15 protein-coding genes are annotated in these 17,983 nt (G+C 54.7%); 9 read left to right on the forward strand and 6 right to left on the reverse strand.

Annotation, left to right across the window (positions count from 1 at the left end):
* Positions 1–8: 8 nt before the first annotated feature.
* Positions 9–1,019 (forward strand): Holliday junction branch migration DNA helicase RuvB, encoded by a 1,011-nt coding sequence (gene ruvB, locus MY052_RS09830; RefSeq protein ID WP_123652044.1) that lies wholly within the window; start codon positions 9–11, stop codon positions 1,017–1,019.
* 165 nt (positions 1,020–1,184) lie between these two features.
* Positions 1,185–1,637, forward strand: coding sequence for a hypothetical protein (locus tag MY052_RS09835; RefSeq protein WP_035891704.1), 453 nt, complete (start codon positions 1,185–1,187; stop codon positions 1,635–1,637).
* 83 nt (positions 1,638–1,720) lie between these two features.
* Here the strand turns inward: MY052_RS09835 and znuB are convergent, their stop codons facing one another.
* Positions 1,721–2,509, reverse strand: coding sequence for a zinc ABC transporter permease subunit ZnuB (znuB, locus tag MY052_RS09840; RefSeq protein ID WP_248538709.1), 789 nt, complete (start codon positions 2,507–2,509; stop codon positions 1,721–1,723).
* Positions 2,506–3,261 (reverse strand): zinc ABC transporter ATP-binding protein ZnuC, encoded by a 756-nt coding sequence (gene znuC / locus MY052_RS09845; RefSeq protein WP_035891701.1) that lies wholly within the window; start codon positions 3,259–3,261, stop codon positions 2,506–2,508. Before znuC ends, znuB begins: the two co-directional genes overlap by 4 nt.
* Positions 3,262–3,338: 77 nt before the next feature.
* On the opposite strand from znuC, the gene znuA reads away from it, so the two are divergent.
* The 3 genes from znuA to lpxM all read left to right on the forward strand — a co-directional run bounded on the left by znuA (position 3,339) and on the right by lpxM (position 6,741).
* Positions 3,339–4,298, forward strand: a complete 960-nt coding sequence (gene znuA / locus MY052_RS09850; protein ID WP_248538710.1) for a zinc ABC transporter substrate-binding protein ZnuA — start codon at positions 3,339–3,341, stop codon at positions 4,296–4,298.
* A 12-nt stretch (positions 4,299–4,310) separates the two neighbouring features.
* On the forward strand, positions 4,311–5,633 hold the full coding sequence (gene mepM / locus MY052_RS09855) for a murein DD-endopeptidase MepM (protein WP_248538711.1): 1,323 nt from the start codon (positions 4,311–4,313) through the stop codon (positions 5,631–5,633).
* A 130-nt stretch (positions 5,634–5,763) separates the two neighbouring features.
* Positions 5,764–6,741, forward strand: a complete 978-nt coding sequence (gene lpxM, locus MY052_RS09860) for a lauroyl-Kdo(2)-lipid IV(A) myristoyltransferase (RefSeq protein WP_123652041.1) — start codon at positions 5,764–5,766, stop codon at positions 6,739–6,741.
* 85 nt (positions 6,742–6,826) lie between these two features.
* Here lpxM and pyk read toward each other — a convergent pair whose 3' ends face one another.
* Positions 6,827–8,269, reverse strand: a complete 1,443-nt coding sequence (gene pyk, locus MY052_RS09865) for a pyruvate kinase (RefSeq protein ID WP_035891694.1) — start codon at positions 8,267–8,269, stop codon at positions 6,827–6,829.
* A 101-nt stretch (positions 8,270–8,370) separates the two neighbouring features.
* Entirely contained in the window at positions 8,371–9,240 is an 870-nt protein-coding gene (locus MY052_RS09870) for a MurR/RpiR family transcriptional regulator (protein ID WP_035891692.1), read from the reverse strand.
* A gap of 397 nt (positions 9,241–9,637) precedes the next feature.
* Here MY052_RS09870 and zwf point away from each other — a divergent pair, with 397 nt between their 5' ends.
* The 3 genes from zwf (at position 9,638) to MY052_RS09885 (ending at position 13,838) form a co-directional block, all read left to right on the forward strand.
* On the forward strand, positions 9,638–11,113 hold the full coding sequence (gene zwf / locus MY052_RS09875; RefSeq protein WP_035891689.1) for a glucose-6-phosphate dehydrogenase: 1,476 nt from the start codon (positions 9,638–9,640) through the stop codon (positions 11,111–11,113).
* Positions 11,114–11,345: 232 nt separating this feature from the next.
* On the forward strand, positions 11,346–13,157 hold the full coding sequence (gene edd, locus MY052_RS09880) for a phosphogluconate dehydratase (protein WP_035891688.1): 1,812 nt from the start codon (positions 11,346–11,348) through the stop codon (positions 13,155–13,157).
* A gap of 39 nt (positions 13,158–13,196) precedes the next feature.
* Positions 13,197–13,838, forward strand: a complete 642-nt coding sequence (locus tag MY052_RS09885; RefSeq protein WP_035891686.1) for a bifunctional 4-hydroxy-2-oxoglutarate aldolase/2-dehydro-3-deoxy-phosphogluconate aldolase — start codon at positions 13,197–13,199, stop codon at positions 13,836–13,838.
* Positions 13,839–13,914: 76 nt separating this feature from the next.
* On the opposite strand, the gene purT is transcribed toward MY052_RS09885, so the two are convergent.
* Positions 13,915–15,093, reverse strand: coding sequence for a formate-dependent phosphoribosylglycinamide formyltransferase (gene purT / locus MY052_RS09890; protein ID WP_248538712.1), 1,179 nt, complete (start codon positions 15,091–15,093; stop codon positions 13,915–13,917).
* A gap of 177 nt (positions 15,094–15,270) precedes the next feature.
* On the opposite strand from purT, the gene ptrB reads away from it, so the two are divergent.
* Positions 15,271–17,322 (forward strand): oligopeptidase B, encoded by a 2,052-nt coding sequence (gene ptrB / locus MY052_RS09895; protein WP_248538713.1) that lies wholly within the window; start codon positions 15,271–15,273, stop codon positions 17,320–17,322.
* Here ptrB and exoX read toward each other — a convergent pair whose 3' ends face one another.
* Positions 17,323–17,982 carry an exodeoxyribonuclease X gene (gene exoX, locus MY052_RS09900; RefSeq protein WP_202217747.1) on the reverse strand — a complete coding sequence of 220 codons (660 nt, stop codon included), beginning with the start codon at positions 17,980–17,982 and terminating at the stop codon, positions 17,323–17,325.
* Between the last annotated feature and the right edge of the window lies 1 nt (position 17,983).

A 17,983-nucleotide genomic window follows, 5' to 3' on the forward strand; every position in this document is an offset into this window, starting at 1 on the left:
GGTAGAGGATGATTGAAGCAGACCGCCTGATTTCGTCAGGCAGTAGCATGGCAGAAGAGGTGGCGGATCGCGCCATCCGTCCTAAGTTACTGGCCGAATATATCGGTCAGCCGCATGTTCGTTCGCAGATGGAGATCTTTATCCAGGCGGCGAAGCTGCGCGGCGACGCGCTTGACCACCTGCTTATTTTTGGCCCGCCGGGGCTTGGGAAGACCACGCTCGCCAATATCGTTGCCAACGAAATGGGCGTAAACCTGCGCACCACGTCAGGCCCGGTGCTGGAAAAAGCGGGCGATCTGGCGGCGATGCTGACCAACCTCGAACCTCATGATGTGCTGTTTATCGATGAGATCCATCGTCTTTCGCCGGTGGTGGAAGAGGTGCTCTATCCAGCAATGGAAGATTACCAGCTCGATATCATGATTGGGGAAGGCCCGGCTGCGCGGTCGATTAAAATCGACCTGCCGCCGTTTACCCTGATTGGCGCCACCACGCGCGCAGGTTCTCTGACGTCACCGCTGCGTGACCGCTTCGGCATCGTGCAGCGCCTGGAGTTTTATCAGGTACCAGATTTACAGCATATCGTGGGGCGCAGCGCGCGCTTTATGGGGCTGGAGATGAGCGATGATGGTGCGCTGGAAGTGGCTCGTCGTGCGCGCGGAACGCCGCGTATCGCCAACCGTCTGCTGCGCCGAGTTCGAGACTTTGCGGAAGTGAAACATGACGGTACCATTTCGGCAGATATCGCCGCCCAGGCGCTGGATATGCTCAATGTCGATGCGGAAGGCTTTGACTATATGGACCGTAAGCTGTTGCTTGCGGTCATTGATAAATTCTTCGGTGGGCCGGTTGGGTTGGATAACCTCGCGGCGGCAATCGGGGAAGAGCGCGAAACGATTGAAGACGTGCTGGAGCCGTATCTGATTCAGCAGGGATTCTTGCAGCGCACTCCGCGTGGCCGTATTGCGACGACGCGGGCGTGGAATCACTTCGGTATTACGCCGCCGGAGATGCCGTAATGATGAGCAGACGGAATGATATATTCCGTCTGCGAGCCTGACCCATTATTTTCCTCATCAGATTTATCATCCATGTCATTTTAGATATTTCGCTCATTTGTGATGAATTTATAGCGAAACCCCCATGCTATAAATCAATTTCATCAATACATGAGGAGTAACAAAATGAAATCAATGACCGTCCTATCAATTGCTGCCCTGACTATCGTCGCGATGTCTGGCGTAGCGAATGCGGCTATTTCCGGAACCCAGACATGGAAAATGGTAAATGACCAACTTCAAAATACCAGTAACGGACAAACATTGTGTATGACCGGTGTTGCTTTCCAGCAGGCAACGATGGGAGTATGTGGTTCTAATCCAGGTATGCAAAATATTCGTCAGGTCACTTTCGAGATGAATGGCGCACTGCGACTGGATGCGCATCCAAATTATGCTTACACACCATTAGACGGTAAAATTTATATCCGCGAATATGATACCGTTGTGAGTAATTGGGACTATATCAACGGACAGCTGAAAAAAGTTGATTCCGATGGTGTTCTCAAGTGTCTTGATATTGAAGGCGGCAAAAACGTTCAGGGCGCCAAATTGTATTTAGCAGCTTGTACCCAGTAATAAAATAAGCACCGGTAATATCATCGGTGCTTATTTATTTAGCCGATTTCAAATCACCTCCTATGGAGGTGTTTATCGTTTATTTAGGCATTCGGTTGTTTTTTCATCATGCTGAAAATAAACAACAGGGCCGCACACAGCACCACCGACGGACCCGCAGGTGTGTCATAGAACGCTGAGAAGGTTAAACCACCGGTGACCGCTATCATGCCCACGCCAACGGCGACGCCCGCCATCTGCTCCGGCGTGCGAGCGAAACGACGCGCCGTGGCCGCCGGGATAATCAGCAGCGACGTGATAATCAGCGCACCGACAAACTTCATCGCCACGCCAATGGTGAGTGCCGTGACCAGCATCAGCAGTAGCTTCACCCGCTGCAGCTTCACGCCGTCGACAAAGGCCAGATCCGGGCTGATGGTCATCGACAGTAAATTGCGCCACTGCCAGAACAGAATCGCCAGCACCACCATCACGCCCAGCGCAATGGAGATAAGATCCTGCGGCGTAACCGCCAGCAGGTCGCCGAACAAATAGGCCATCAGATCGACGCGAACATTCGACATCAGGCTGACCACCACCAGGCCCAGCGACAGCGCGCTGTGCGCCATAATACCCAGCAGGGTGTCCACGGCGAGGTGAGGGCGTTTCTCCAGCCACACCAGGCCGCCCGCCAGCAGCAGCGTCACAAAGATAACCGCATAGAATGGATTAACGTTCAGCAGCAGGCCAAACGCCACGCCCAGCAGAGAAGCGTGCGCCAGCGTATCGCCAAAATAGGACATCCGTCGCCAGACAACAAACGAGCCAAGCGGGCCGGCAGCACACGCCAGCATTATTCCGGCAAGCCAGCCTGGAAGTAAAATTTCAATCATGACTGCCCATTTCCCCGACGTAGAACGATACGGCCCTGTAAATCATGGCGATGATTATGCTGATGGCGGTAAATACCCAGCTGTTCTGCACCGCGAGGGCCAAACATTGAGATAAATTCCGGATGCATAGAAACCACGTCCGGTGTTCCGGAGCAGCAGATATGGTGGTTAAGGCAAAGCACGTCGTCGGTCTTGGCCATCACCAGATGCAGATCGTGCGAGACCATCAGTACCGCGCAGTCGAGTTCCTGGCGAAGCTGGTTGATGAGATCGTAAAGCGCAACCTGACCGTTTACGTCCACGCCCTGAGTCGGTTCATCCAGTACCAGCAGCTGCGGTTTATTCAGCAGCGCACGCGCGAGTAGCACGCGCTGGGTTTCCCCGCCGGAAAGCTTCTGCATGGGGGCGTCTTGCAGATGTCCCGCCTGAACGCGCTTCAGCGCGGGCAGAATATCTTCTTTTCGCGTCGCCGGATGTAAACGTAAAAATCGCTTGACGGTCAGCGGCAATGTGGCGTCGAGGTGTAACTTTTGCGGCACATAACCAATGCGCAGATGTTTATCGCGGATGACAACACCTTCGCTAGGTGCTACGAGGCCGAGCACCACGCGTACCAGCGTTGATTTGCCCGCGCCATTCGGACCAAGCAGCGTCAGAATGCGGCCTGGCTTGAGATTCAGCGAGACGTCAGCGAGCACCCGGCGTTGGCCGAAGGTGACGGAGACATTTTCCAGAGATACAAGATTCGTCATAGCAATTAGGGGTTGCACAAGATAGTGAATGTTATAATATCACACTTCACTTATTCATTTCGATTAATAGACGCATTATGTTACAGAAAAATACGCTTCTTTTCGCAGCTTTATCCGCTGCACTTTGGGGAACGACAGCACAGCATGCTGATGCTGCCGTTGTAGCATCGCTCAAGCCGTTAGGCTTTATTGCTTCAGCCATTGCAGATGGCGTCACTGAGACGCAAGTATTACTGCCAGACGGTGCGTCTGAACATGATTATTCACTGCGTCCATCTGATGCAAAACGCTTACAGAACGCGGACTTAGTCGTATGGATTGGTCCTGAAATGGAAGCATTTATGGACAAGTCATCGCAAAGCATTCCCGACAATAAAAAAGTCACCATCGCTCAGCTTGACGGTGTGAAACCGTTGCTCATGAAAGGGGCAGATGACGATGATCATGATGCCGGTGACGGAGATGACCATGACCACGCTCACGGCGAAAAAGGTGACGCGCATCACCATCATGGTGAGTACAACATGCATCTGTGGCTCTCCCCAGAGATAGCGCGGCTGTCGGCGGTTGCAATCCATGACAAATTAGTGGAACTTATGCCCCAGAGTCGAGCCCGGCTCGATGCCAACCTGAAGGATTTTGAGGCCAATCTGGCCGCAACCGATAAAAAGGTGGCGAACGAGCTGGCACCGGTAAAAGGAAAAGGGTACTTCGTTTTTCATGATGCCTATGGCTATTACGAAAAACACTACGGTTTGACGCCGCTTGGGCACTTCACCGTTAACCCCGAAATTCAACCTGGTGCGCAGCGTTTACATCAAATAAGAACACAGTTGGTTGAGCAAAAAGCAACCTGCGTTTTTGCTGAGCCACAATTCAGGCCCGCCGTCGTTGAATCAGTTGCGCGGGGAACCAGCGTTCGCATGGGAACGCTCGATCCTCTAGGCACGAACATTAAGCTGAGTAAAGAAAGCTATCCGGCGTTTCTTACTCAACTGGCGACCCAGTATGCGAGCTGCCTGAAAGGAGATAAGTAAGGAAGTGAATACGTGCAGCAGATAGCCCGCTCTGTCGCTCTGGCATTTAACAATTTGCCGCGGCCCCACCGCGTTATGCTGGGGTCACTCACCGTTCTCACGTTGGCCGTCGCTGTCTGGCGGCCTTACGTTTACCATCCAACCTCTTCATCCCCCGTCGTCCGTACGATTGAGCTGGAGAAAAAAGAAATTCGCTCGCTTCTGCCAGAGGCCAGCGAACCGATTGATCAGTCCGCGCAGGAAGACGAAGCCATCCCTCAGGATGAGCTGGACGATAAAGCCGATAACGAAACGGGCGTGCATGAGTATGTAGTATCCACGGGCGATACCCTGAGCAGCATTCTGAATCAGTACGGAATCGATATGGGGAATATCAGCCAGCTCGCCTCGGTTGATAAAGATCTGAAAAATATGAAAGTGGGGCAGCAGCTCTCCTGGACGCTGAATGACGATGGTGATTTACAGCGTTTAACCTGGGAGATGTCGCGCCGCGAAACCCGTACCTACGATCGCGTTGCTAATGGTTTTAAAATGAGCAGCGAGTTGCAGAAGGGCGACTGGGTTAACAGCCTGGTGAAAGGTACCGTTGGTGGAAGTTTCGTCACCAGCGCCGTCAACGCCGGCTTAACCAGCGCGGAAGTCAGCGCGGTGATTAAATCAATGCAGTGGCAGATGGACTTCCGTAAGCTGAAAAAAGGCGACGAGTTCTCGGTGCTGATGTCACGCGAAATGCTGAACGGCAAGCGTGAACAGAGCCAACTGCTGGGCGTACGTTTGCGTTCCGACGGTAAAGATTATTACGCGATCCGCGCCGAAGACGGTAAGTTCTACGACCGTAGCGGTACCGGGCTGGCGAAGGGCTTCCTGCGCTTCCCAACCGCGCGCCAGTTCCGCGTGTCGTCTAACTTTAACCCGCGTCGTCTGAACCCGGTAACCGGTCGCGTAGCGCCGCACCGCGGCGTGGACTTCGCGATGCCGCAAGGCACGCCAGTGCTGGCCGTCGGTGACGGTGAAGTGGTGGTAGCGAAGCGCAGTGGCGCAGCAGGTTACTATGTCGCCGTGCGTCATGGTCGTACCTACACCACGCGATATATGCACCTGCGTAAGCTGCTGGTGAAACCAGGTCAGAAGGTTAAACGTGGTGACCGTATTGCGCTCTCCGGTAACACTGGTCGCTCTACTGGCCCGCACCTGCACTATGAAGTATGGATCAACCAGCAGGCGGTGAACCCGCTGACGGCGAAGTTGCCGCGCACCGAAGGGCTGACCGGTTCGGATCGTACCGATTACCTGGCCCAGGTGAAAGAAGTGCTGCCACAGCTGCGTTTCGACTAATTTCGCCTAAGAAGTATCCGTTCAGAGCCGGTGCCTTTACAGCACCGGCTTTTTCTTTTGTGCGAAGCACCCGGCCTCGCTACACTATCTGATTATCCACATTGACCGATGATTCAACCCCGGAATAGGCATGGAAACGAAAAAAAATAACAGTGAATACATTCCCGAGTTTGAGAAATCTTTTCGCCATCCTCAATACTGGGGTGCCTGGTTAGGCGTACTGGCATTTGCGGGAATCGCTTACGTACCGGCAAAAATCCGTGACCCTATTTTGGGTAAGCTCGGTCGCCTGGCGGGTAAATTTGGCCGCAGCGCTCGCCGTCGCGCGCAGATCAATCTGCTGTACTGCTTCCCGGATAAAAGCGAAGCTGAGCGCGAAGCCATTATTGATGAGATGTTTGCCACCGCGCCGCAGGCAATGGTTATGATGGCAGAGCTGGCGCTGAAAGGGCCGGAAAAAATTCTGCCGCGCCTCGACTGGCAGGGGCAGGAGATTATCGATGAGCTCCGCGCCAATGGCGAAAACGTCATTTTCCTCGTGCCGCACGGCTGGGGCGTTGATATCCCGGCAATGGTGATGGCGTCGCAGGGCCAGAAGATGGCGGCGATGTTCCATAATCAGGGCAACAAAGTCTTCGACTACGTCTGGAACACTGTTCGTCGTCGTTTTGGCGGTCGTCTGCACGCCCGTAACGACGGCATCAAGCCGTTTATTCAGTCCGTCCGTCAGGGCTACTGGGGCTACTATCTGCCGGACCAGGATCACGGCCCAGAGCACAGCGAGTTCGTGGATTTCTTTGCTACCTATAAAGCCACGCTGCCGGCGATTGGCCGTCTGATGAAGGTGTGCCGCGCGCGCGTAGTGCCGCTGTTCCCGGTTTATGATGGCAAAACGCATCGCCTGACCATTCTGGTTCGCCCACCGATGGATGACCTGCTGGAAGCGGATGACAACACCATTGCGCGTCGAATGAACGAAGAGGTGGAGATTTTCGTTGGGCCGCATACTGAGCAGTACACGTGGATCCTGAAGCTGCTGAAAACGCGCAAGCCGGGTGAAACCGAGCCGTATCAGCGTAAAGAACTCTATCCAAAGAAAAAGAAATAGCCCCGTAGCCCGGCGACACGACGCTTAGCCGGTTACGCGGATAAAAAAACCGGACATTGTCCGGTTTTTTTATAGCGAGAATAACTTACTCAACGGTCAGAATACGCGTGGTGTTGGTTGAACCCACGGTGCTCATCACGTCGCCCTGGGTAACGATAACCAGGTCGCCAGACATCAGATAGCCTTTATCACGCAGCAGATTTACCGCGTCGTGTGCCGCCGCAACGCCGTCACATTCGCTGTCGAAGAAGACTGGCGTCACGCCGCGATACAGCGCTGTCAGGTTCAACGTACGCTCATGGCGGGACATCGCGAAGATAGGCAGCCCGGAGGTGATACGGGAGGTCATCAGCGCGGTACGGCCAGACTCGGTCATGGTGATGATGGCGGTCACGCCTTTCAGGTGGTTAGCCGCATACATTGCCGACATGGCAATGGCTTCTTCCACGTTGTCGAACTGTACGTCCAGACGGTGTTTAGAAACGTTGATGCTTGGGATCTTTTCTGCACCCAGGCAAACGCGCGCCATGGCGGCAACGGTTTCAGAAGGGTACTGACCCGCAGCGGTTTCCGCTGAGAGCATCACCGCATCGGTACCGTCCAGCACAGCGTTCGCCACGTCCATGACTTCCGCGCGGGTTGGCATTGGGTTGGTAATCATCGACTCCATCATCTGGGTCGCGGTGATCACGGAGCGGTTAAGCTGACGAGCGCGACGAATCAGCGCTTTCTGGATACCGACCAGCTCAGGGTCGCCGATTTCAACGCCGAGGTCACCACGAGCAACCATCACGACGTCGGAGGCCAGAATGATGTCATCCATCGCGTCCTGGCTGCACACGGCTTCCGCACGTTCCACTTTGGCGACGATTTTGGCATCGCAGCCAGCTTCGCGCGCCAGACGGCGAGCGTAGTTCAGGTCTTCACCGCAGCGCGGGAAGGAGACGGCCAGGTAATCAACGCCAATTTTAGCCGCGGTATGAATATCCGCTTTGTCTTTATCGGTCAGCGCTTCAGCCGAGAGGCCACCGCCTAACTTGTTGATGCCTTTATTGTTGGACAGCGGGCCACCGACGGTCACTTCGGTGAATACCTTCATGCCCTGGATTTCCAACACTTTCAACTGTACGCGGCCATCGTCCAGCAGCAGGATGTCGCCCGGCACGACGTCGGCAGGCAGACCCTTATAGTCGATGCCCACTTTCTCTTTGTCGCCTTCACCTTTACCGAGGTTGGCGTCGAGCAGGAATTTGTCGCCGATATTGAGGAAAACTTTACCTTCTTTGAAGGTAGAAACGCGAATCTTTGGTCCTTGCAGATCGCCAAGAATAGCTACATGGCGGCCCAGTTTTGCTGCGATTTCGCGTACTTTGTCAGCGCGTAGCTGATGATCTTCTGGCGTACCGTGAGAGAAGTTCATGCGTACGACGTTAGCACCGGCGGAAATTACCTTCTCGAGGTTGTTATCGCGGTCGGTTGCTGGGCCTAACGTGGTGACGATCTTGGTTCTGCGAAGCCTTCTGGACATGTAATACTCCGTTGACTAATACAACTCAGGTGTTGCGTGAACAGGGATCCGGTATCAATCATTACCGAATGTTTAAATCGAATACACCGTTATTATCGGTTTTAGTGATTATCGCTGTGTGCTGAAAGCTCTTTATCAAACCGCGATTCCTTTAATGCTTCTTTGACTCGCTTCAAGTTATCCCTGAATTTCGCCCCTCGACGTAAGGTAAAACCGGTTGCCAGGACATCGATCACGGTTAGCTGCGCAAGTCGGGAAACCATCGGCATATAGATGTCGGTATCTTCGGGAACGTCCAGCGTGATAGCGAGGGTCGCTTCTCTGGCCAGCGGCGTGCCGGCGGAGGTGATGGCGATAACCATAGCATCATTTTCCCTCGCCACTTGGGCGACCTCGACCAGGCTTTTGGTTCTGCCGGTATGGGAAATCAGCACAACAACGTCATCGTCGCTGCAATTCATACAGCTCATACGTTGCAATACGATGTCATCAGAATAGATGACCGGGACGTTAAAGCGAAAAAACTTGTTCATCGCGTCATGCGCCACGGCGGCGGAAGAACCCAGGCCAAAGAAAGCAATTTTCTTGGCCTGCGTTAGCAGGTCTACCGCACGATTAACCGCCGACATATCGAGTGACTGACGAACGTGTGCCAGGCTCGCCATGGCCGACTCGAAAATTTTCGCCGTATAAGCCTCAACGCTGTCATCTTCATCAACATTACGATTAACATACGGTGTACCGTTGGCCAGGCTTTGGGCAAGATGGAGTTTGAAGTCGGGGAAACCCCGGGTCTCCATACTGCGGCAGAAGCGGTTAACGGTGGGTTCGCTGACCTCAGCTTCAAGCGCGAGTGCGGCAATGCTTGAATGGATTGCCTGTTCTGGCGCGGCCAGAATAACTTCCGCCACTTTTCGCTCGGATTTGCTAAGGTTTTCCAGTTGGGTCTGGATTCTTTCCAGCATGTTCATCGTGACAAGTTGCTCATAGATTGAAACGATTCCATTAATGGGTGAAATCTGCAGGCGTTTTAGCAAGAATATACGCCTGAAGATGAGTGAAAAGCGAAGAGGAACAGCAAAAAATGTTGTTTTTTTTCATAACATGATCACCGTCGTATTTTAACAGACGAGGCTCAGGCGAAAGAACGAACAAAACTGGCGGATTGCCTAATGCCGCAGCCGCAATGGTTCCGAATTGTGCGATCGGAGCCAGCGAAAGGCGTTAAAGGGTTTCGGCAATTTCGTAAACACAGTACAGTGCACCGTAAGAAAATTACAACGATATCCGTCGCTTTTCGGCAAAAGCTGAACGGTGACGGGTAGATAGCCTGGCATAGAACCGGGAATATAAACTGAGGAGAATGACATGGCGGTAACGCAAACGGCCCAGGCATGCGATCTGGTCATTTTCGGCGCGAAGGGCGACTTGGCCCGCCGGAAATTGCTGCCTTCCCTGTATCAGCTGGAAAAAGCTGGCCAGATTAATCCGGACACCCGGATTATCGGCGTCGGCCGTGCCGACTGGGATAAAGCGGCATACACCAAAGTTGTCCGCGAAGCGCTCGAAACCTTCATGAAAGAGAAGATTGATGAAGGTTTGTGGAACACCCTCAGCGCACGCCTTGACTTCTGCAACCTCGATGTCAACGATGCGCCAGCATTTTCGCGTCTTGGCGAGATGCTCGATCAAAAAAATCGCACCACCATCAACTACTTCGCTATGCCGCCAAGCACCTTTGGCGCCATCTGCCGCGGTCTGGGTGAAGCGAAGCTGAACGCTAAGCCGGCGCGCGTCGTCATGGAAAAACCGCTGGGCACTTCGCTGGAAACTTCCCGCGAGATTAACGACCAGGTGGGCGAATATTTTGAAGAGTGCCAGGTTTATCGTATTGACCACTATCTGGGTAAAGAAACGGTTCTGAACCTGCTGGCGCTGCGCTTTGCCAACTCCCTGTTTGTGAACAACTGGGATAACCGCACTATCGATCACGTGGAAATTACCGTTGCTGAGGAAGTCGGGATTGAAGGCCGTTGGGGTTACTTCGACCAGGCCGGTCAGATGCGCGATATGATTCAAAACCACCTGCTGCAAATTCTGTGCATGATTGCGATGGCTCCGCCGTCCGATCTGAGCGCCGACAGCATTCGTGATGAGAAAGTAAAAGTGCTGAAGTCGCTGCGTCGCATCGACCGCAGCAACGTGCGTGATAAAACCGTGCGCGGTCAGTATACCGCAGGGTTCGCGCAGGGGCAGAAAGTCCCAGGCTACCTTGAAGAAGAGGGCGCTAACAAATCCAGCAGCACCGAAACCTTCGTTTCTATTCGCGTGGATATTGATAACTGGCGTTGGGCAGGCGTGCCGTTCTACCTGCGTACCGGCAAACGTCTGCCGACCAAATGCTCTGAGGTTGTCGTTTACTTCAAAAACCCTGAACTGAACCTGTTCAAAGAAACCTGGCCTGAACTGCCGCAGAACAAGCTGACTATTCGTCTGCAGCCGGATGAAGGCGTGGATATTCAGATCCTTAACAAAGTTCCTGGTCTGGAGCACAAGCATAACCTGCAGGTGACCAAGCTGGATCTGAGCTACTCAGAGACCTTTAATCAGACTCACCTGGCGGATGCCTATGAACGTCTGCTGTTGGAAACCATGCGTGGTATCCAGGCGCTGTTCGTTCGCCGCGACGAAGTGGAAGAGGCCTGGAAGTGGGTCGACTCCATCACTGAAGCATGGGCAAGCGATAAAGACGCCCCTAAACCATACCAGGCTGGCACCTGGGGACCGGTTGCTTCGGTCGCGATGATCACCCGTGACGGCCGTTCCTGGAACGAGTTCGAATAAGGGACCGCGATAATCCGGAAGGGTTATTTTACCGGTAACATGATCTAACACAGCATGTAGTGCTATTTTTGCTCATTTAAGCCCCGAGTGGATTCACCTCCGGGGCTTTTTTTATTACACTACGGGTAGACCTTTGCCTCTGAGCTGCGCTATACGGTGATTTTCGATAAATCAGACCAATGATTTACCCGTGTAAGATAGCGGCCTGGACAGAAAAATTTGAGGAGCCTTTATGAACTCTGTAATGTTACGGGTAACAAATCGTATTATTGAACGCTCGCGCGACACGCGTGAAGCCTACCTGGCGCGTATCAATCAGGCCAAAACTGAAACGGTTCACCGTTCTGAACTGGCCTGCGGTAATCTGGCGCACGGTTTTGCCGCCTGCCAGCCCGACGATAAAGCATCGCTGAAGAGCATGCTGCGTAACAATATCGCGATCATTACCTCCTATAACGACATGCTTTCTGCCCATCAGCCGTATGAACACTACCCGGATGTGATCCGTAAAGCGCTGCATAGCGTGAATGCGGTCGGTCAGGTCGCGGGCGGCGTGCCGGCTATGTGCGACGGCGTAACCCAAGGGCAGGACGGCATGGAGCTTTCTCTGCTGAGCCGCGAAGTGATTGCGATGTCTGCTGCGGTAGGCCTGTCTCATAATATGTTTGACGGCGCGCTATACCTTGGTGTGTGTGACAAAATCGTCCCAGGGCTTGCCATGGCGGCGCTCTCCTTTGGTCATCTGCCTTCCGTCTTTATTCCATCGGGCCCGATGGCGAGCGGTCTGCCGAACAAAGAAAAAGTACGCATTCGTCAGCTTTATGCTGAAGGCAAAGTGGATCGTAATGCGCTGCTGGAATCCGAAGCCGCGTCCTACCACGCGCCGGGCACCTGCACTTTCTACGGTACCGCCAACACCAACCAGATGGTGATCGAATTTATGGGCATGCAGCTGCCGGGCTCCTCTTTTGTTCACCCGGATGCCCCGCTGCGTGCAGAACTGACCGCTGCCGCTGCGCGTCAGGTGACGCGTATGACCGGTAACGGTAACGAGTGGATGCCGCTCGGTAAGATGATCGACGAAAAAGTGGTGGTTAACGGTATCGTGGCGCTGCTGGCAACCGGCGGTTCGACCAACCACACCATGCACCTGGTGGCGATGGCGCGCGCGGCGGGCATCATCATCAACTGGGATGATTTCTCCGACCTGTCTGAAGTCGTGCCGCTGATGGCGCGTCTCTACCCGAACGGCCCGGCGGATATCAACCACTTCCAGGCGGCGGGCGGTGTACCTGTGCTGGTCCGTGAACTGCTGAAGGGCGGTCTTCTGCATGAAGACGTAAACACGGTAGCCGGTTTCGGTCTCTCTCACTACACCATGGAGCCGTGGCTGAACGAAGGCAAGCTCGACTGGCGCGAAGGCGCTACGGCTTCGCTGGATGACAACATCATCGCCACCTTCGACAAGCCGTTCTCTAAACATGGTGGTACCAAAGTCCTGAGCGGCAACCTGGGCCGCGCGGTCATGAAAACCTCAGCCGTCCCGGTTGAAAACCAGATTATTGAAGCGCCAGCGGTGGTGTTTGAAAGTCAGCACGATGTGCTGCCAGCCTTCGAAGCTGGCTTATTGGATAAAGATTGCGTGGTTGTTGTGCGCCATCAAGGGCCAAAAGCGAACGGCATGCCAGAATTACATAAACTTATGCCGCCACTTGGTGTATTATTGGACCGCTGTTTCAAAATTGCGTTAGTCACTGATGGACGACTGTCCGGTGCATCCGGTAAAGTGCCGTCAGCGATCCACGTAACCCCTGAAGCATATGACGGTGGCCTGCTGGCGAAAGTGCGAGATGGCGACATGATCCGCGTCAATGGCCAGACCGGCGAGCTGACGCTGCTGGTTGATGAAGCCGAACTGGCAGCACGCCAACCGCATATTCCTGATCTGAGCGCTTCGCGCGTGGGGACAGGCCGTGAACTGTTTGGCGCATTACGGGAAAAACTGTCCGGCGCAGAGCAGGGCGCAACCTGTATTACCTTTTAAGATGACACGTTTTGTAGATCTGGCGAGAGAAAATTTCTGATGAAAAACTGGAAAACAACTGCAGAAGCAATCCTGACCACTGGCCCGGTAGTACCGGTAATCGTGGTTAACAAGCTTGAGCACGCTGTACCGATGGCGAAAGCGCTGGTTGCTGGTGGCGTACGCGTACTGGAAGTGACGCTGCGTACTGCCTGTGCGATGGACGCTATCCGTGCTATCGCAAAAGAAGTGCCGGACGCTATCGTGGGTGCGGGTACCGTGACCAACGCTCAGCAGCTGAAAGAAGTGACCGACGCTGGCGCGCAGTTTGCTATCAGCCCAGGCCTGACCGACAACCTGCTGAAAGCCGCTACCGCGGGCACCATTCCACTGATCCCAGGTATCTGCTCCGTGTCTGAACTGATGCTGGGTATGGAACACGGCCTGAAAGAGTTCAAATTCTTCCCGGCTGAAGCGAACGGTGGCGTGAAAGCGCTGCAGGCAATCGCGGGTCCGTTCTCTCAGATTCGTTTCTGCCCAACCGGCGGTATCTCTCCAGCTAACTACCGTGACTACCTGGCGCTGAAAAGCGTTCTGTGCATCGGCGGTTCCTGGCTGGTTCCGGCCGACGCGCTGGAAGCAGGCGACTACGATCGCATCACCAAACTGGCTCGCGAAGCGGTTGAAGGCGCGAAGCTGTAAGGTGTTCGTTGCGCCCGGTCTGATAGCCGGGTAAGCAAAAGAAGGGCGGGTATGCGTAAGCAGCCCGCCTTTTTTCTTATCCCTGAACGACGACTGCCGCCGCGGCGATTTTGGCGCGTTCCACGGCCTCTTCAACGCTGTCTGCGGTTGCCAGCGCGACGCCCATGCGACGAGAACCCGCGATATCTGGTTTGCCAAACAGGCGCAGCTGTACGCCAGCATCCAGCGCATTCTGCACGTTATCAAAGGTGACGTTGCGACTGGTCAGCGTCGGCAGCAGTACGGCAGAAGCGGACGGACCGTACTGACGGATGCCGCCAATCGGCAGCCCGAGGAAGGCGCGAACGTGCAGGGCAAATTCCGATACATCCTGCGAAATCAGCGTCACCATGCCGGTATCGTGCGGGCGAGGGGACACTTCGCTGAATACCACGTCGTCACCGCACACAAACAGCTCCACACCGAAGAGACCGTATCCGCCCAGCGCCAGCACGACCTCGCGGGCGATCTCCTGCGCGCGTGCCAGCGCCAGTTCGCTCATCTGTTGCGGCTGCCAGGATTCACGATAGTCGCCATCTTCCTGGCGATGGCCGACAGGAGCGCAGAAGTGCACGCCGTCGACGGCGTTAACGGTCAGTAGGGTGATTTCGAAATCAAAATTAACCACGCCTTCCACAATCACTCGGCCCGCACCGGCGCGACCGCCTTCCTGCGCATACTGCCAGGCCTGCGCCAGCTGGTCTTCATGGCGAATAAAGGTCTGGCCTTTTCCGGATGAACTCATGACGGGCTTCACGATGCACGGCAGACCGATATCGGTGACCGCCTCACGGAACTGCGCTTCGCTGTCGGCAAAGTGGTAGGCTGAGGTTGGAAGCTTGAGGGTTTCTGCCGCCAGACGGCGAATGCCTTCGCGGTTCATCGTCAATTTGGTCGCCCGGGCGCACGGCACCACCTTCTGGCCCGCCTGCTCAAGCTCAATCAGCGTATCCGTGGCGATGGCTTCGATTTCCGGGACGATAAAGTCCGGTTTTTCCTGCGCAACCAGCGCTTTCAGGACATTGCCATCGAGCATGTTGATAACGTAAGCGCGGTGCGCGACGTGCATCGCTGGCGCATCGGCGTAACGATCGACGGCGACCACTTCAATGCCTAAGCGCTGGCATTCGATCGCCACTTCTTTACCTAACTCACCTGAACCCAGAAGCATTACGCGCGTCGCAGCGGGACGCAAAGCTGTTCCTAATAACGTCATTACCCATTCCACCGTCTATCCAAAGTTTGGCACATTATAAACGAAAACGTTTGCGTCTGTCTTGCGAGTGGCACAAAAGGCTGATGAAACGTAGGATGAGGGGATAGGTTAAGTTGGCAATGAGCGCGACTTTTGCCAGGCTTAATAATGAATTAACACAACAAGAAGAATAACGAGATGCCACCTAAAGCGAAACGGATACCCCACACCATGACATTGCATGGTGATACGCGCGTCGATAACTACTACTGGCTTCGCGATGACACCCGCACCAAACCGGCGGTGCTTGACTATTTACAGCAGGAAAACGCCTACGGGCGCGAAGTGATGTCCTCCCAGCGCAGTCTACAGGATCGCGTGCTGAAAGAGATTGTCGACAGGATCCCACCGCGTGAGGTCTCCGCGCCTTATATCAAAAACGGTTATCGCTACCGCCAGGTTTTTGAGCCGGGACGCGAATATGCGATTTACCAACGTCAGGCGTTAGATAGTGATGAATGGACGTTGCTGATTGATGAAAATAAGCGGGCGGCGCACAGCGAGTTTTATACCCTGGGCGGGCTGAACGTAGCGCCGGACAATAACCTGCTGGCGGTGACCGAAGATTTCCTTTCCCGCCGTCAGTACAGCCTGCGTATTCGCCATCTGGAAAACGAAACCTGGCTGCCAGAAGTGATTGACGATGTCTCGCCGGGCGTGGTGTGGTCAAATGACTCCCGCGTGCTTTACTACGTTCGCCAGCACCCCACGACGCTGTTGCCGTGGCAGGTCTGGCGGCATCAGGTTGGGGCATCTACGGAACAAGATGAACTTATCTATGAGGAGCAGGACGAGACGTTTTACGTCAGCCTGCACAAGACCTCTTCACGCCAGTACGTGGTGATTGTGCTCTCAAGCACCACGACCAGCGAAATGCTGCTGCTCGATGCTGACCAGGTAAACGCCCAGCCGCGCGTCTTTGTGCCGCGGCGTAAAGACCATGAATACAGCCTCGATCACTATCAAAACCAGTTTTACCTGCGCTCTAACCGCGATGGCAAAAACTTTGGTTTGTATCGCAGTGAATCCTTTGAAGAGGCGGAGTGGCAAACTCTGATTGCGCCGCGCGACGCGGTCATGCTGGAAGACTTCACGCTGTTTCGTGACTGGCTGGTGGTTGAAGAGCGCCAGCGTGGCTTAACCAGCCTGCGCCAGATCCATCGCCATAGCCAGCAGGAAACGTCCATCGCTTTTGATGATCCGGCCTACGTGACATGGATTGCCTACAACCCGGAACCGGAAACCGCCTGCCTGCGCTATGGCTACTCGTCGATGACCACCCCTGACACGTTGTTTGAGCTGAACATGGACAGCGGAGAACGCCGCGTGCTGAAGCAGCAGGAGGTGAAAGGTTTTGATGCCAGCCGCTATCGCAGTGAGCGTCTGTGGGTTACCGCACGTGATGGCATAGAGGTCCCGGTTTCACTGGTTTACCGCCATGAACATTTCCGTCGGGGTAAAAATCCGCTGTTGGTTTACGGCTACGGCTCTTACGGTGCCAGCATGGACGCCGACTTCAGCAGCAGCCGCTTAAGCCTGCTTGACCGCGGCTTTGTCTTTGCTATCGCCCATATTCGCGGCGGCGGTGAGCTGGGGCAGTTATGGTACGAAGAGGGGAAATTCCTCAAGAAGAAAAATACCTTCAACGATTATCTGGATGTGACGGAAGCGCTGCTGGCCAAAGGCTACGGTGACTCCTCGCTGTGTTATGGCATGGGCGGAAGCGCGGGAGGCATGCTGATGGGCACGGTGGTCAACGAGCGTCCCGATCTGTTCCACGGTGTCGTTGCACAGGTGCCGTTCGTTGATGTCGTGACCACTATGCTCGACGAGTCGATTCCGCTGACCACCGGCGAGTTTGAGGAATGGGGTAACCCGCAGGATGAAACTTACTATCGCTATATGAAATCCTACAGCCCTTACGATAATGTGCGTGCGCAGGCCTATCCGCATCTGCTGGTGACATCGGGGCTGCATGATTCCCAGGTGCAGTACTGGGAACCCGCAAAATGGGTCGCTAAGCTGCGCGAGCTGAAGGTAGACGACAATCTGTTGCTGCTGTGCACCGAGATGGACTCCGGTCACGGCGGGAAGTCCGGACGCTATAAAAGCTATGAAGGAGTGGCGCTGGAGTTTGCCTTCCTGATTGCCCTGGCGCAGGGAACGTTGCCGGGGCAAACCGAGCGTTAATTACAGCTCGAGGTAGTGCTTAAGCGTAACGCGCATTTCCGGGCTCATGCGGTCGAGGTTGTTAAACAGCCAGCGCAGGTAGCCCGGATCGTTTTTCGCCACTTCCGCGACTTCCTGCCCGCGGTACTTGCCGAAGGTAAAGGTACGCAGCAGCGCCGGTCGACCGGTGACGTCTACCATTTGATCCGGCGTCCAACCTGACACCTGCATAATATCAATCAGCAACGACGCGGTGATATAGCAGTCGTAAAGTGCGCGGTGATGATGCAGACCTGGTGGTGTCGCCACGCTTAGCTTGCGTGATTTATACAGCGCCATATTGCTGTACTTGATTCCCGGCCACAGGCGGCGGGCCATCTTCATGGTACAAATCCACTCGCCGTCCATTTCAGGCAACACGCGGCGGTCGAAGCTGGCGTTGTGGGCGACATACCACGGGCTACCCTGGTAAAACGGCACCACTTCTTCAATCCACGGTTTGTCGGCCACCATCTCTTCGGTTATCCGGTGGATGGCCATCGCCTGCGGGCTGATAGGGCGGTCCGGGCGAACCAGATGACTCATCGGGTTGACGATTTTACCGTCAATAACATCGACGGAGGCTATCTCGACGACGCCCCCTTGTAGGTCACAGGTTTCTGTATCGATAACGCGCAGCATG

This window comes from Kluyvera ascorbata, from assembly GCF_023195735.1.
Lineage (GTDB): Bacteria > Pseudomonadota > Gammaproteobacteria > Enterobacterales > Enterobacteriaceae > Kluyvera > Kluyvera ascorbata.